This window comes from Leptospira borgpetersenii serovar Javanica (assembly GCF_003046425.1).
Lineage (GTDB): Bacteria > Spirochaetota > Leptospiria > Leptospirales > Leptospiraceae > Leptospira > Leptospira borgpetersenii.
In genome coordinates, this window is the sequence record NZ_QAJG01000010.1 from 130001 (window position 1) to 145000 (window position 15000).

Here is a 15000-nt window from a genome sequence, read left to right on the forward strand (position 1 = left end):
TTACATTTGTAATCGTAAATGAAAAATCGGAATTGAAATAAACAATCCCGAAAAACCAAACCACCCAAGTATTAATTACGAGTAGAATTTTTCCTAAAGGCAATGAACGATATCTTATGAAATAATATGTATGAATCAGTATATAAAAACAAAACCACGTTTGTTGAAACCAAAGTAATACGTTTGCTAAATAAGGAATTGGATATTCCAAAAAATCCCCGTTTATAAACCAAGAGAATTCTCTCTTTTGGTCCGTGAGATGCCAATATATGATTGGAATACCGCCCATTAAATAGATTGTCATTTTATCGAATAAAAATGGGATTTGGGCGGACGTGCTTTTTTTTCGATAGAGAGCCAGAAATCCGAACTGTTGTCGTATAAAATGAAAAACTGCAATGTACGACATGATTCTCCAAAACCAAATTACTCCGTAAGAATACAAAAGGACCGAAGATAAAAAACAAACGATCGGTACAGTAATCAAAAGAGTTTTTTTCTTTTTCCATTCTTCCTCGTTAAAATAGGAGCGAAAGAGAGTAGAGTATACGTGTGCTACGTCGATCAGTAAAACCGTACAAAACCAAGTCCAAGGATTAATTTCGGAAGGGAGTATATCCAATTTTTTTAATGTAAATAAGAATAGTACGGAAGCAATTCCCGGAAGGATGATGAATGCAAGATCCACGGACGGTTTAAAAATCCAAGCCCTGGAATTCACGTTTTTTGATCTCTGAGAATTCTATGTGCGGCATCGTAGCCCCGAACCAGAGCTTCTTCGAAGATGGAAATTCCGCTTAGATCGGAATGTGCAAAATAAAGATTCGGGTAAGAAACGGAAAGTTTTTCCCTTTGTCCTCCCCAGATAAACCCGGGAACGGGGCGGATCATCGCGTGTGCGTAGATCATAACGTCTATGTTATAGACTCTTTTCTCGATATCCGGGTGAGCCTTTTTTAAATCGAATAAAATCGATTCTTTCCAAGAGGACCAAGAAGTTTTCATCATTTTTTTGCGGGTGGAAATTGTGTCTTGTTCACCGAATGCTTTGTAATATGTGAGAACAGATTCTTCCCTACTGCTTCCGTGCAAATCTTGGTGTGTGGAAACGATGTAACCCAAAGAAGGACTTTGATAGATTACATTATCCCAACAAGGAGAAATTCCTTTGCCCGTCGGGACTTTGTCAACACTTAGGTTAGCGACTAACCAAGGAGAATAAATCAAACCGTCGGTGATTCCCGATTTTTCTTTTAGAATGTACTTTCGAGTAAAAGACGGGAGGGAATAAACAATCGAATCACAAAGAATATCCTTTTGTATTCCTGTGGAAGGTGTATAAATTCGGACTGAGAATCTACCTTTTTTGGAGTCTGCCGGTTTTACGTTTTCTACAAGTGTTCCGGTTTGAATTTTGGATCGAATTGGAGATCTCAACTTCTCCACTAGAAAACCGTTTCCTTCAGGCCAAGTGAGAAGACTCAAGTCCTCTCCGTTTTCATCCACAGGGCGAGAACAAAAATAGTGAAGCCCGATCCAAGCAGAGACCGTATCTACAGAACCGCCGAAATCGTCGCGGACGGAATAATCCAAAAACCAAAAAAGTTCTTTTGTTTTAAATCCACATTCCTTAATATATTCAAAAAAATTAATTTTATCTAGTTTTAAAAATTCAGGATCTCTGGAAGAAAGGTCGATCGGAATCGAAAAGGCTTTTTTACCATCTCTTCCAATTTTTGATCTCCAATTTTGGATAAATTTTTTGAATTTTTGCTCTTCGTTTGCGGCCTGCGATCCGGGATTGCCTATGGGATATAAACCTTCGTTCCATCTTCCTTGATAGAAGATTCGTTCCTCGGGGTCGAAACAAAGATATTTTTCGTTGTAGATTGGTTTTCCATTTTTATCTTTACCTACGATGATTTCGTTTTCTTCCAAAAACTTACGGACTAGAACCGCTTCTTCTCCGGGTTGTGGTAAGTAATGAGCCCCCCAAGGATAATTGCCGATCGAATTCTGTCCTGATCTCGAGTTTCCACCGGAATCGTTTTCTAATTCTAAAATTTTGAACTCATCAAATCCGGATTTATGGAGATAATAACCTGCACTCAATCCGGAGATTCCTCCTCCTAAGATTAACACTTTTACTTTTTCAGAAACCGAGAGATTTATGTTGAAGTCTACGTTTGGATTATTCCGAATTCTATGTCCGACTTCGTGATTCAAACCTAAAATTTTTCCAGAAATTTTTTGTCTGAATTTTAAAAACCAAATTCCGCTTACGAGTGCTGAAAAACAAAAACCTAAAATTGCAAGAAAGGATTTCCGGGAAATGGTTTTTGGGGTTTTGTCCATACTTGTAGGAAGATTTAGGAGAATCTCCAATCATGCAAGGAAAAATGGATTAAAAGAATTGCATCTGGAATTGAAAAGATTCTTTTGCAAGGAATGGCTCTTTTTTTGGACTTTGATAACACGCTTTTAGATTCGATCGGAATCTACGAAACCACGATTCAGCAATTTTGTAGAAACGCAAAAGAATACGGATTCTCTTCCGCAAAAGAATTTTCGGAATTCTACGAAGCTGCGAGAAAAGAAACAAAAATAGAACTGAAGGATTTTCCTTCGAATCGGCTTCGTTTAATTTACTTCAAAAAAATGTGCCTGTCAAAGTGGGGAACTTTGGACCCGAAATGGATCTTAAAATTAGAAAGAGATTATTTCCGAAACTTTCAAGATGGAATTAAGGTTCGTAAAAAAAAATACGAGAAGGAATATAAGGAAGTTTTTTTACTCTTAAAAACAATTTCAAAAAAACATAAACTTCTTTTTTGTACTAACGAAAATCTGAAAACTCAATTGATTAAGTTCAATCTTTTATTTCCAAAAATTTTTCCTTACGTAATTTTAAGCTCGGAAGAAGTCGGAAAGGAAAAACCTTCGGAAGAATTCTACTCCAGAGCGAACCGGCTTGTTTCCGAAGAAAAAGTTGTCTCGATGATAGGCGATTCGTTAAAAGACGATATCGAAGGGGCGCTTCGTTATGGAATTTCAGCGATTCACATAACATCTATCTTTTCTAAAAAACAGGGTAGTCTGAAAGAACGAACAATTTCGTTTGAAGTCGATTCTGATGGAAAGCGAGAATATTCCTACTTAGAAACAAACGATTTAAGAACCGCTTTGAAATTATTTCTTTAAAACAGCGAATAACGTATTGTTTAAGTTCATCGTTTTGAAACTGAGTAACCAAACGGCTTTAGTCGCGTAATAATAAACTTTTTTAAAAAGAGGACCAAAACTGCTGCCTTGGCTTCCCGAAATGGAAGCGATCGGTTTGAGAATCGTGAACTTACAGTCTACAAATCCTGTTTGTTTTGCGAGCATTCTCATTGTCTTTTCGGTGTAATCGTTGATGTGATCTTTTGCTTCAAGATAATGCCCGTTTGGTTGTATACCTTTCAGGGCGACTTTCAATTTTGCTTTAAAAAGTTGGATTGGAAAATTTGGAGTTTGTAGAAAAAGAATTCCGCCCGGTTTTAAAAGAGAGTATAAGTATTCTAGCAAGTTATGAGGTTTTGGAATGTGTTCGATCACGTCCCAAAGAGTAATGATATCCAGAGAGTCTTTTGCGATTCCGGAGTTTTGGACGATTCCTGAAAAAACGTTTTTCAATCCGTTTTTATCTCTGGCAAATTGAACCGCTTTTTCGGATATTTCGTAACCTATGGTTTCCCAGCCGGGTTTTTGATTTTCAATTCGCTTAACAAAAAAACCGAGTCCACAACCAACGTCTAAAATTTTGCCTGAAGGAGCTGTTAAAAATCTCTTGATGAAGTCCTGATAGATTTCTCTGTGGGCGTAATCCCACCAATCGAGATCATAAGAAGAATCGTCGTCCCAATAACCTTCGTAGTGTTCTTCCTGTTCGTAAGTGGAAAAAACGTGACCACAACTGGAGCAACGGACGATATCGATTCCATTTTCTACAAAAACTGTGGAATTTTTAGTACTAGAACAAAGATAACAGGTTTGATTCAAAAGAGCCCCCAGGGGAATCGTCGAATTTTCAATATCTTCGGTTGAAGTCGAAAAAGCCAGAAAAAAGTACATGACTTTTTCTTGTTTTTGAATTCCCTCGGGTAATAGTCTAAAAAAATATAGGATTCAATTCATCCTAGGAGTTCTTGTGGCCGCGCTTAAGTTTACAAAAATGGAAGGAATTGGTAACGACTATATTTATATCGATTCTACTCAGGCTAATATTCGCCTGACTCCGGAGCAGATTCAAAAAATATCCAATCGTAATTTTGGAATTGGGAGTGACGGGGTTATCTTTATTCGTAATTCGAAACAAGGCGATTTTATGATGGACATGTACAATTCGGATGGAAGTTCCTCTGAGATGTGCGGAAATGGAATTCGTTGTGTCGCCAAATACATCTACGATCACGGCTTAACGAATTCTAAAAATCCAAAAATCGAAACCGGCGCAGGTGTTTTAGAAGTGGATCTCAAGATTGGATCGGGTAATAAGGTCGATTTTGTCAGCGTTAACATGGGAAAACCGATTCTTGTCCCGTCCAAAATTCCTGTCAATTGGAAGGATGAAGAAGCGATCATCGATCAAACATTTGAGATCGCGGGAAAAAATTTAAAATTTACCGCGGTAAGTATGGGAAATCCACATTGTGTAATTTTTGTGGATGATTGTGATCAATTTCCCGTAACTGGAATTGGGCCTTTGATCGAACGGCATCCTATTTTTCCGAAACGAATAAATGTGGAGTTTGTTACGGTTCGCGGAAAGGATCATTTCTATCAAAGAACCTGGGAAAGAGGCGCGGGAGAAACACTTGCGTGTGGAACCGGAGCCTGTGCAGTGACGGTTGCCGGAAATTTAACGGGAAAATCGGGAAAGGAAGTGAAGATCGATTTGAGAGGTGGGACTCTTAGAATCCAATGGCAGGAATCCGGAAACGTTTTGATGACCGGGCCTGCAAAAGAGATTTTCTCGGGGGAAATAGTAGTTTAGAATTTTCTAAACTACTTGGGTTCTTTGCAGATTTTCCATTCTCACTCGAACTTCATCCGAAAGTTTTTTTAAATTATCTTCCAGTTTTCCCTCGAGATAAGGTCTATGATCGATTTTAGGTCCATAAAGAACGCGGACCTTTTTGTAGATCGATCTCCGTTTGATATCGCAGACTTCTTTAGGCATTCCCATAAAAGAACGAACTAAAGAAGGAATCGGAATGTCAGAATAACTTTCTTCAATTGGAACGATTACAGAAGGAAGAATATCGACTTTGTTTCGAATTGAGAATGCCGCAAAACCTTCGTGAAATCGTACCATGGGAGCGAAAAAGTCGTTTTGAACCATGTAATCGTGACCTTCCGGAAAAATTCCCAAAACACCTTCTCTCTTAAAAACCTGTTGTACCATTTTGATACTTGCCATAGAGATTTTTCCGTCAATTGCCATCGGAATTCCTCCGGCCAATTTAGCTAGATCTTTAAAAATCGGAATTCGGAACGTATAGTCTGCGGCGATCCAAGAAATATATCTAGGGAAAGTGTAGGAAAGAATGAACGGATCCATGTCGGATCTATGGTTGCTTACAAGGATTAACTTACCTTCCTGGGCAATATGTTCCGTTCCATAGGCGTTAATGTTCACGGCAAAACCCAAAAAAGGGGCCACAAACTGCTTCAGTCTGAGATATGTCTGAGCTTCCTTTTCCATGTATGTTCCCTCGTTTAGGATAAGGGAAGTTATTTTATTCGCCGGTAAAAATAGACCACCATTTCTTTTTTTCCTCCAAAGAATTTATATTTCTTGGAGAGGGTTCCGATTCGTGGGATTTACCTCTCCCGAATTCTTGAGGACGAGAGAGGTCCCTTCTTTTTCTGTCATTCTGCGGTGTGGAACGTCTTAATTCTTCCAATTCTCTTTGTGCAGAAGCACTAGACTTGATATAATTTCGTATATCAGCCCATTCAGGATCTTGTTCATTTCCGTAAACTGCATAATTCATAAGATCGATCGAATCAAACTCAGGCATAGAGCTTCTTTCCAGGTTTATTTATGTAAATGGGTAAAATTCCCACAATCTCATATAGTCTTCTTAGGGAGAGATGTTGCAAGAGTTTTCATATCATGGATTCTAAAAAATGCGTTTGAAATAACGTAAATCAAATTTTATGAAAAAATAATTTAGAGTTAAGTTTTCTTTTTTATAGGACTTCTGAAGATGGTTCATCTGAAATCCGAAAGTATTTTCATGGAGAATGTAGAAGACCAATTCCTAAAACGACATAATCTAAAAATTGAGGAAGCAGGACCAAGTGAAAACGCGAAAAAGAGTGAAAGAGGCAGAATCTTAAGGTTTCCTAAAAGAAGTATCTGGAATACTGAAAAAATGCGAAAACTTTGTGAAATGTTATTTTTTCAGTGAATGTTTGCTTGAACGTATTTAAAAAATCTGTCTTTTTTTAAAAATATAAGAAATACCTTCATACTTTTTTAATAGTTGGTATATGATCTTTTTAAAAGAATAGCGGTGATTTTGGAGTATTGATGGAAAGTGAAAGAGATGGAAATTTTAAAAGAAGACTATTCTGTTGAAGCGAAAAAAAATCGGGGGAGAATTAAAATTTCTGGGACCCTTCGTTTATTCAATGTGGAAGAATACGATCCGATTATTTCTGCTATCGAAACAATGTTGGATAATTCCGGAAGAGGAAAAGCGGTTATTGATATTAAGAGTTTGGATTTTTTAAATAGCGCAGGGATTGCGAGTCTTTCCAGATTTGTCGCCGCTTATGATAGAAAAAGTATTCATAATGTGGAGATTAAGGGTAATAAAAATAAATACTGGCAGATTAAATTCTTGGAAAATATTAAAAAACTCAGATCAGAAATTAAAACGAGTCTCGAATGAGAGTTTGTTTTAAAACTTCAAAAGTGTAGGAACTCCTACACTCCGGAGGACCGATGACGGTATCGCGGCGATGTGGTTTCCACAAAAGACAGTTTTGGGCAAACCCTAAACATCCAAAGCTTTGAGTTTTGTTTTTACAACTTCGTTCAGATCCAAATAAGCTCTTACGGTCACATCGTAAGTACCATGGGAAACTTCATTGATTAAAAATCCCAATCGAACGGGGAAATCCTTCGAAAGAAGTAAAAGACCGATTCCGGAGTTCGCTTCGTTTCCATCTCGGTTTTTAAGTTTGTTGATGTAAATTTCATCCGAATTTCGATTTATGAGAGTAGAGATGGAATTTTCCAACTTATTCTTATAAATTTCATTCGTTGAATTTTTAATTTCAATTTTTAATATTTCGGAATAATATTTAAGATCTAAAAGAATTTCTCCCTTTCTATCTTTGGAAAACTTTGCCGCGTTTTCTATCAGTTCATTTAATACGATTGAAATAGTATTAGAAGAATCCGGATCCAGTTTTTCCTGACAAGAACAATAAAGAGAAACGTAATCCGCAGTGATCGAACAGCGTTTCCATTGGACTCGAAGATCCATAGGTCGTAGTTTCAACGCGAATTCACTTTCACAGGGAAGAGTATCGGGTATCAGATTGTAATGGCCATATTTAACGGGATAATTCATAATACTTTTCGAATCTTTTAAATCCAACGAATTGTATTTAAAAAATAGAAACTTGTATTTCCGATAAGAAAAGTAAAAAACGACCTCGGATTAAAAAAGTTTTTTTAATTGATTGAGATACTCGTTTCGATCCGAATCCGTTTCGGAAGGGGCCCAAGGTGCAAAATCCTTGTCTGTAGTGGGATCGTAAGGTCCCGATTTTCCTTCAAAACAAATTGCATTTTCAGAAATGCAAACGAGAGTATGATATACTCCGGGTGCGATATCAATTCCATATACTGGACCGTCGGAATTTAGATAATGTGTTTCTTGAATCGAGCCGTCTTCATGAAAGAGTATAAATCCTAAACTTCCTTTGAGCACCAGAAATGTTTCCGGCTTAGGGGGAGATTTATGTCTATGTGCCTGGATGTATGTATCTCGAGTGAGAACGTTTAGAAATCTTTGATAAACTTCTGAAAGTTCATGAAAATTATGGTTGGCTCTTTTACGAGGGGAGGCATTCGCCTTCTGCAATACCTCCAAAAAAAGAGAATCCGTAAGGAGTTGTTTGTGCGGTTTGGAAGAGTTCAAATCTAGATTCACAATACTCAATAAGATATGACTTACAGGCTGTGCAAGTATTTCCCGCATTTACTCTTTCTATGATTTCTTGATAATTTACACCTTCAAGCTTTGCGGTTTCTACAATAGTTTCAAAGGTTACTTGTGCGCAGTGACATTTATCCATTTTTAAACCTAGCTCTTAAATCAGGGTCCTCATGCAATGGAAATGAGACTCAGTCTTAATGTCAAATCGTACACTGGTTTTTTTAAATTTTTAGAAAAGATTCGAGATTCTATGGTCTCTTTATTGTGACATAGTTTGAATAAGATTTTTAGTCGATTTTGAAGGAAAAAGGCCTGTTTTTTGCCGTTTAGAACGATTTTCAACAGAGTGGTAAGAAAGAAATTTAAAGACTAAATGGAGTTTTCACAAAACAGATTTCAAAGTGGATTTTAATTTTGACCCCAATAGATTCATTCGTATGGTTCTTGGACATAAGACAGTTCGAAAAAGTGATATTCTTGAATCGACAGAGTCAAGGAAGGCCGGTGGAGGAAACGAAAGCATTTTCGTTCCCGATGGGTCCCTCGATGGATTGATCGCTTCCTTGAACTTGAGGTATGGTGCTCTTTCCCCACAATCACTAGGATTCTTTTGTCGGAATTCCAACAATCCTTCGTGAAACAGGCTCGGCCTCACCCGCGTTTGGCGGAAAACTAAAACCGCATTGTTCCCTAAGGATTGCAAAGCGAGGTGGCGGAAAGACTCCGGTGATTTTTCTCTATCAGAAAATCATACTTTTTGCAAGTAAAAAGTTTTGCTCTTTGTGGATAGCGGAGCGCTTGAAAAGATGTGCGTTTTTAGATTCTTACTATCCCAACTCGAACTTGTGGACCTCTGGATCGCTATTTTCCAACTTCGTTGCAAGCTACTCTTAACGTGAGACTCACTCTTTATAAATCTTTCATCTTAAGTTTCGCTAAAAGTCTTCGAGCAATTCAACTTGCAGAGCGACCCATAGGAAGCGTTACAAAAGTCACTGACTTTTATGGTCGCTCGGTAGTGTTCCGCTGGTTACAACAATCTCCTTCTACGGAACGGCGTTCAGGAGTCGTTGCACTTTGTTTTTTTATTCGCCCGAACTTTCTTATATTGAATTCACATTACTTATGAGATTTAAAAAAGAAATTGGCGCGCCCAGAAGGAGTCGAACCTCCGACCTTCTGATCCGTAGTCAGACGCTCTATCCAGCTGAGCTATGGGCGCGGATCAATGGATATAAGATTCTAAATAAGAAAGATGTCTTTCGGGAATCTTAAGTGCAATCTTTTTTGTACTCGTGTAATTGTATAGCAGTAATCCGGAGATCCCAAGATAAATCAGAATCCCTACAAGGTGAGCAATATGTCCAAGCCAGGGGCCTGCAACTGGAATCCAAGAGATTAAGGTGCTGACCAAAAGAAATCCGAGAAAATAAAGAAAGTTTACGAAAGAAATTCCGGAATATTTTCGAACCATTGGGTTTTCCCAAAAAAAAGTGAATCCTATTAACCAGGTTCCGAAAAAAGGTAGAGAAACTAAATAAACTAAAAATTTTTCCGATCTCAAAAACTGGTTAGCAGTTTGAGGAAAGTTATGGAGAGCCGGTTCGTATTTTTTTAAATATTTTTTGAAGTTCATTTTCCATCTCCGGGAAGAAAGGCAGAGTAGATTCTTTCTCTTGATATGCGTTCCAGGCTCCCAATGCGCTATAGCCTAAAAATACAATCCAAGAAATATAACTAATAAAATCAGTGACGATCGGGTTGACTCGAATCAAAGATAAGATCCAGCTAATCACCGGAAATTCTCTTAGAAACCAAACCACAGCATAAATAGCAATAAAACCTACGTTGAGTTTCAATGCTTGAAGAATATGAAAAGATGCGAGTTTTTGATTCTTGCGAAAGATCCAAACGAACAGCCATCCGAAAAAAGGAACGTAAGAAATGGCGGCGATTAAACCTGGGAGTTCTTCACTTTTTAGAATTCTTAAGGTTTCTTGAATAAACTCCTGGGTTTTGAAACGCTCAGAGGACATAGGGGTGAGAATTCCAGTCATCGAATAAAATGAAAGCAAAATCCGGAGACGCAGGGATTCGAACCCTGGGTACAGTTACCCGTACGACAGTTTAGCAAACTGCTCCTTTCGGCCACTCAGGCACGTCTCCAAAGCTTGTCGACGGAGAAGGTAGGATTCGAACCCACGGTGGGATTACCACGACGGTTTTCAAGACCGCTGCTTTAGACCACTCAGCCACTTCTCCTGACGGAATTACTTTACCGTGAGAAAACCCTCTCGTGTCAAGGTGAATTGTTGTTTGCGCTTGGGGATTCCTGAAAACAACTACTAAAAGAGATGAGATCCGGATCCGAGGGACATAAAAATCGTCCGAAAAAACGAATTCGCAAAATTTCTTCGGATAAAATTTTGCTGAAACCTCGGTCCTGGGTAAACTTAGGTTATACGATCGCAAATTCGGAGGAAGCGACTTTTTTTTTGAAAAATGCGATACCGGGAGAAAAAGTTTATACGGTTCCTCTTAAAAAATCCGGCTCTTTAATTTGGGGAGTCGTCTCCGAAATCGAAGTGATTTCGCCGGAAAGAATTCCATCCGATTGTAGTTCGTTTCCTCGTTGTGGAGGATGTTCTTATCGTCATATTTCTTATCAAAATGAATTGAAGATCAAAAAATTCCTTCTTCAAGAAACGCTCGAACGTTTTTTATCGAAAAATCATATTCAAATTCCTGAAATCGAAATTCTCAGTGAAAATCCGAACGGATATAGAAATACGGCACAGATTCAATTGGGATTTGTAGGTGGTAAAAGACTTGCAGGTTTTTATGAGGAATTTTCACATTCGATCGTAAATCTTCCCGAATATGGATGCAAAAATCTTCCGGAAGAAATGAATTCGGTATTCTCTGATCTTTTGAAAAAAGAAAAAACAGAATCTATGTTCGCCTCAGGATCAAAAACTATTTCCTTGCGATTAGAAGGAACGAAAGTTGTTCCCTACAAAAAAGAGTCGGTTACGTTTCGGGAAAAAATTTCCGTTCCGGAACTCAAGGAAATCGTTTGGGAAATTCAAGCCGGAGGGTTTTCACAAGTAAATCGATATCTTGTCGCCTCTTGGCTCGAAAAGATCTTCGAACTGGTTCCGGAAAATCAAGATCGAATATTAGAATTATATTGTGGTTCCGGTTTGATTGCAATTGCTCTTCAATCTAAAACCAAAAAATGGATCGGTTACGAATTTTCTTTAGATTCCGTAAAACAGGCGAAAAAAAATGCTCAACGAAACGGGTTTTATTCCTGCGATTTCAAAACTTTAAACTTGGAAACAAATTGGATCGATTCCGAAGAGGCATTGTATTCTTCTTTTTGGATCATGAACCCTCCAAGAGCGGGTTTATCTAAAAAAGTTCTACAAACACTGATAGAAAAAAATCCACGCGGATTTTTATACTCAAGTTGTAATCACACAACTCTTGCGAGAGATCTCTCTTTGATCTTGAACGGCAATTATAGACTTTCGAACGTGACGCTGGTCGATTTTTTTCCAAGAACCAAACATTTCGAAGTCATCGTAAAAGTTGAAAGAATTTAGACAAAAGGCGTCTCTTCCGGGTTTGAAAATCGTGGGTTAGATACAAAGTATTTCCCACAAACAAGAAAACCAATTTTAATCTTTTTATTATCACTTCTTTATCTTTGTAAATTGACTTTGCTTCCTTTCGTTTTTTCGGGATGATTTGTTTCCAATAAGTAGAGTTTTTAAAAAATTAATTCTCCATCCGTTTCTGTTTTATGAAAACGGCCGATCGAAGCGGTTTTTTGATCTGAACTATGTAATTTTTCAACAACTTTAATATGTGAATCTTCAATGAAATAACGCTTTCGATTGAATTTATTTGATGATCAAGGTGGTTGACGGAATATGCATTTGTTCTTAAAAATAAGTATATTAAAATATTAACATTCATTATGTTGTTGTATTATTTTTACAAATTAAAATATTATAAAAAAGATTCAAAGTGAAATCAAGGAGAGCTGCTTATTTACTTTGGGCAGAGGGCTTTTGGGGACGGTTTGGGTTGCATCGATTTTATATATGTAAAGTTGGAACAGAATCTTTGGATATTTACCGGCGGACTATATGGATTCGGTTTATTTTCGTTGGGCAGCCGGGTAGATGCTGTCAATACAACAAAAGAATTAAAAGAAATTCAAACTACAGCTCTGGCAAACATTTCTAACAGAAATATGCAATCAAATTGGGAACCTCTTGTATCCACATTTTTTGCTCTTGCAATCTTGTTCATTCTATTTTGTTTCCCGTTTCTATTATATTTTTGTTATAAAAAATATAACAATACAATAAACTATATAACAAGTATAAAGACGTTATTGATCTAGAAAAGCATGAGTCAGATATCGTAAAAGAATCAAGTGATTTAGTTTATGAAAGAAATGGCCAATTGAATGAAATTCAACTTCAGATAGACCGGGTAAAAACGGACTATTCGAAAAAAAACAGTTATCAGAGAGCCTAATTCATGAAGTTGCAATTTTTGAAAATAAGTCTGAAGTTATAAATCACGGACTGTATGAACCTCATTTCGATTTCGATACTTCGGAACAATATAAGGAAGCTCTTTTATCCGTAAGAGAGTCTTGTAAAGAAATGATTAGATTAGGAATAGCAGTTTCCACCTCAATTGCTTGGACACTAAACGGAAGTCTTGCGGAAGGGAAAAAACAGACAAAACACATATTAAATTAATGCTACGTGCGTTTAACGGTGAGTGTGAGGCAATGATAGCTGATGTGCGTTGGAATAATATTTTAAAAATGGAAGAACGATTAACCAAGGTTCATGATGCGATAAATAAGTTAGGGGAAACACATTGGATAGAAATTACAAACGATTACTATAGATTAAAATTAGAAGAATTACGACTTACCCATGAATATCAAGATAAAATCCATCAGGAAAGACAGGAGCAAATTCGAGAAGAAGAAAAAGTTCAGAAGGAAATTGAAAAAGCTTTAAAAGAATCAGAAGACGAAGAGAGACTTTATATTAAAGCTTTAGAACAGGCAAAAAAAGAATTGGAAAATGCACAAAGAGCAAAACAAAAAGCTTTGTCCTTGGCCCAACAAACGAAAGTGGGGCATATATATGTAATATTTAATATAGGTTCGTTCGGCGAAAGCGTTTTTAAGGTAGGAATGACAAGGCGATTAGACCCTATGGACCGAGTGAAAGAATTAAGTGATGCCTCTGTTCCATTTGAATTTGACGTGTATGCAATTGTTTATTCCGAAAATGCATCCGAATTTGAAAAGTTACTCCATAAGGACTTTGAACATAAACGGATGAACCTTGTAAATAGCAGGAAGGAATTTTTTGAAATTACCTTGGATGAGATAGAGCAAATTGTAAAAAAGCATAATGGCAATGTACAATTTACAAAAGCAGCTGAAGCAAGGGAATATCGAGAGTCTATGAAAATTAAATTAAATCGTCAAAATACGAATGTTCTTACGGCGCCTAATATTTTGGATGCCATGCCGCAAAGTATATAGAAACAGTAAAATTTATTCTGGAGAACGTCAGCTGAATTGTGTAAGTAACTCGTGAATTATCGTAAATTAACAATGGTAAAAAGCGATATGAGCAAACCTAAAAATCGATTGAAAGAACTACTCTACGAGTTAATCGAAGAAAGTCCCTCCAGATATGATCGGAAACGATTTTATGGTTTTTTCGAATGCACAAGTTCCACTTTGTATGATTCAAAGGCGATATACACCACGAATGCCATCAAATCTATAAATATGGGTTTGAGAAAAATTATTAAAAATCGGGGATCATTCCCTACGGATGAAGCCGCAATCAAACTTCTCTATTTAGCTTTAGATAATATGTCTAAAAAATGGACGCCGCCGATTCAAGATTGGGATGGCGAGCGATCCTTAGAGAGCCATAACCTTACCCACAAATACTTGGATCTGAAGATAAATCTGTCGGAATTACTACAAATCCTCTGTGAAACTTACGCCCCACCCTGATTTTGGGTGGAGGGGAGAGGCGGTGGGAAGACTCGGGAGGTTTTCTTTACCACAAAATCATACTTCTTGCAAGTAAAAAGCCTCATTCTTGTCGGAACACTTGAAAAATATCAGTTTTTGATCCTTATGATCCCAAAAGCCTTCTTAATTTGTGGGTAAGGTTATGTTAGAGAGCGAGCCGCTGAGTTCAAGCGATGAACCAGTTTTCGATTCTTTTTGGAGATCGATTGAAATTAGATTCATTTTAAAAAATGTCATTTACACAATATTGCTGATACTAGCGAGAAATTCTCGATTGACTCTTATCGCAAAAACCGGGGATTCATTTCCGGCTCTTTATTTTTTATTCATATTGTCGTTTGTGTTTTTAAAATAACGGTCGCAAATCGGTTTGAATTACTTTTATAAAATTCACAAACAATTTAAAACGAACATTATGTATTTTTTAGTAAGTTAGGATCACTTTGGTATAGTATTTTATTCTTTAATACAAATTCATACTTTTAGACATCTTTATGACAAGCACTTAAGGATAAACTTTCAACTTATTACTTTTATATCTAATACTTTACTTATATATGAAAAAAAAGTTTTATATTGGATAAAATTTTGCAAATGCGGTTGACTGATTTTTTTTTTCGTACTTAGGATTTACTATATATAGTTAGCTTTGGATCGGCGAAAGATGAAAGGTTCGATCAT

At 37.0% G+C, this 15000-nt stretch carries 14 protein-coding genes, 3 tRNA genes and 2 pseudogenes (1 of these 19 running past the window's edge); 7 read left to right on the forward strand and 12 right to left on the reverse strand.

Annotated elements, in window-relative coordinates:
• On the reverse strand, window positions 1–721 hold the 5' portion of the coding sequence (locus tag CLV95_RS10145; protein WP_002727873.1) for a hypothetical protein. It extends 368 nt beyond the left edge of the window; the window shows 721 of its 1089 coding nt (coding positions 1–721); it begins with the start codon at window positions 719–721; its stop codon lies beyond the left edge, outside the window.
• On the reverse strand, window positions 718–2355 hold the full coding sequence (locus CLV95_RS10150; RefSeq protein WP_002727856.1) for an NAD(P)-binding protein: 1638 nt from the start codon (window positions 2353–2355) through the stop codon (window positions 718–720). The genes CLV95_RS10145 and CLV95_RS10150 overlap by 4 nt, the downstream gene beginning before the upstream one ends.
• A 93-nt stretch (window positions 2356–2448) precedes the next feature.
• On the opposite strand from CLV95_RS10150, the gene CLV95_RS10155 reads away from it, so the two are divergent.
• Entirely contained in the window at window positions 2449–3201 is a 753-nt protein-coding gene (locus tag CLV95_RS10155) for an HAD family hydrolase (RefSeq protein WP_026053957.1), read from the forward strand.
• Here CLV95_RS10155 and CLV95_RS10160 read toward each other — a convergent pair.
• Complete coding sequence (locus tag CLV95_RS10160) at window positions 3190–4041, reverse strand: class I SAM-dependent methyltransferase (protein WP_011671435.1); 852 nt, start codon at window positions 4039–4041, stop codon at window positions 3190–3192. The genes CLV95_RS10155 and CLV95_RS10160 overlap by 12 nt on opposite strands.
• Before the next feature lie 148 nt (window positions 4042–4189).
• On the opposite strand from CLV95_RS10160, the gene dapF reads away from it, so the two are divergent.
• Window positions 4190–5035 (forward strand): diaminopimelate epimerase, encoded by an 846-nt coding sequence (gene dapF / locus CLV95_RS10165; protein ID WP_002732379.1) that lies wholly within the window; start codon window positions 4190–4192, stop codon window positions 5033–5035.
• A 6-nt stretch (window positions 5036–5041) separates the two neighbouring features.
• Here the strand turns inward: dapF and CLV95_RS10170 are convergent, their stop codons facing one another.
• Window positions 5042–5746: a lysophospholipid acyltransferase family protein gene (locus CLV95_RS10170; RefSeq protein WP_002732390.1), complete on the reverse strand. Its 705-nt coding sequence runs from the start codon at window positions 5744–5746 to the stop codon at window positions 5042–5044.
• 34 nt (window positions 5747–5780) lie between these two features.
• Window positions 5781–6065 (reverse strand): hypothetical protein, encoded by a 285-nt coding sequence (locus CLV95_RS10175; protein WP_002727858.1) that lies wholly within the window; start codon window positions 6063–6065, stop codon window positions 5781–5783.
• 531 nt (window positions 6066–6596) lie between these two features.
• Between CLV95_RS10175 and CLV95_RS10185 the strand changes: the two genes are divergently transcribed.
• Entirely contained in the window at window positions 6597–6944 is a 348-nt protein-coding gene (locus tag CLV95_RS10185) for a slr1659 superfamily regulator (RefSeq protein WP_002730426.1), read from the forward strand.
• 105 nt (window positions 6945–7049) lie between these two features.
• Here the strand turns inward: CLV95_RS10185 and CLV95_RS10190 are convergent, their stop codons facing one another.
• The 7 genes from CLV95_RS10190 to CLV95_RS10225 all read right to left on the reverse strand — a co-directional run bounded on the left by CLV95_RS10190 (window position 7050) and on the right by CLV95_RS10225 (window position 10484).
• Window positions 7050–7631 (reverse strand): slr1658 superfamily regulator, encoded by a 582-nt coding sequence (locus CLV95_RS10190; RefSeq protein WP_002727875.1) that lies wholly within the window; start codon window positions 7629–7631, stop codon window positions 7050–7052.
• Window positions 7632–7721: 90 nt separating this feature from the next.
• Entirely contained in the window at window positions 7722–8264 is a 543-nt protein-coding gene (locus CLV95_RS10195; RefSeq protein ID WP_002727846.1) for a WbuC family cupin fold metalloprotein, read from the reverse strand.
• Window positions 8265–9367: 1103 nt separating this feature from the next.
• A tRNA-Arg gene (locus CLV95_RS10205) sits at window positions 9368–9444 on the reverse strand.
• Between the two features lie 3 nt (window positions 9445–9447).
• Window positions 9448–9858: a hypothetical protein gene (locus tag CLV95_RS10210; protein ID WP_002732323.1), complete on the reverse strand. Its 411-nt coding sequence runs from the start codon at window positions 9856–9858 to the stop codon at window positions 9448–9450.
• Window positions 9812–10258, reverse strand: coding sequence for a hypothetical protein (locus tag CLV95_RS10215; RefSeq protein ID WP_002727842.1), 447 nt, complete (start codon window positions 10256–10258; stop codon window positions 9812–9814). The genes CLV95_RS10210 and CLV95_RS10215 overlap by 47 nt, the downstream gene beginning before the upstream one ends.
• Window positions 10259–10301: 43 nt before the next feature.
• Window positions 10302–10388 (reverse strand) — tRNA-Ser (locus tag CLV95_RS10220).
• Window positions 10389–10400: 12 nt separating this feature from the next.
• Window positions 10401–10484, reverse strand: a tRNA-Ser gene (locus CLV95_RS10225).
• 92 nt (window positions 10485–10576) lie between these two features.
• Here CLV95_RS10225 and CLV95_RS10230 point away from each other — a divergent pair.
• From CLV95_RS10230 to CLV95_RS19790, 4 genes and pseudogenes are all read left to right on the forward strand, one after another.
• A complete protein-coding gene (locus tag CLV95_RS10230) occupies window positions 10577–11830 on the forward strand; it encodes a class I SAM-dependent RNA methyltransferase (RefSeq protein WP_002727860.1) in 1254 nt (417 codons plus the stop codon).
• 1077 nt (window positions 11831–12907) lie between these two features.
• A pseudogene (locus CLV95_RS20235) lies at window positions 12908–13146 on the forward strand (SNIPE associated domain-containing protein); the annotation flags it as partial.
• A gap of 309 nt (window positions 13147–13455) precedes the next feature.
• Window positions 13456–13812: a GIY-YIG nuclease family protein gene (locus tag CLV95_RS20240; protein WP_465783132.1), complete on the forward strand. Its 357-nt coding sequence runs from the start codon at window positions 13456–13458 to the stop codon at window positions 13810–13812.
• A gap of 213 nt (window positions 13813–14025) precedes the next feature.
• Window positions 14026–14187 (forward strand): annotated as a pseudogene (locus CLV95_RS19790) (transposase); the annotation flags it as partial.
• Between the last annotated feature and the right edge of the window lie 813 nt (window positions 14188–15000).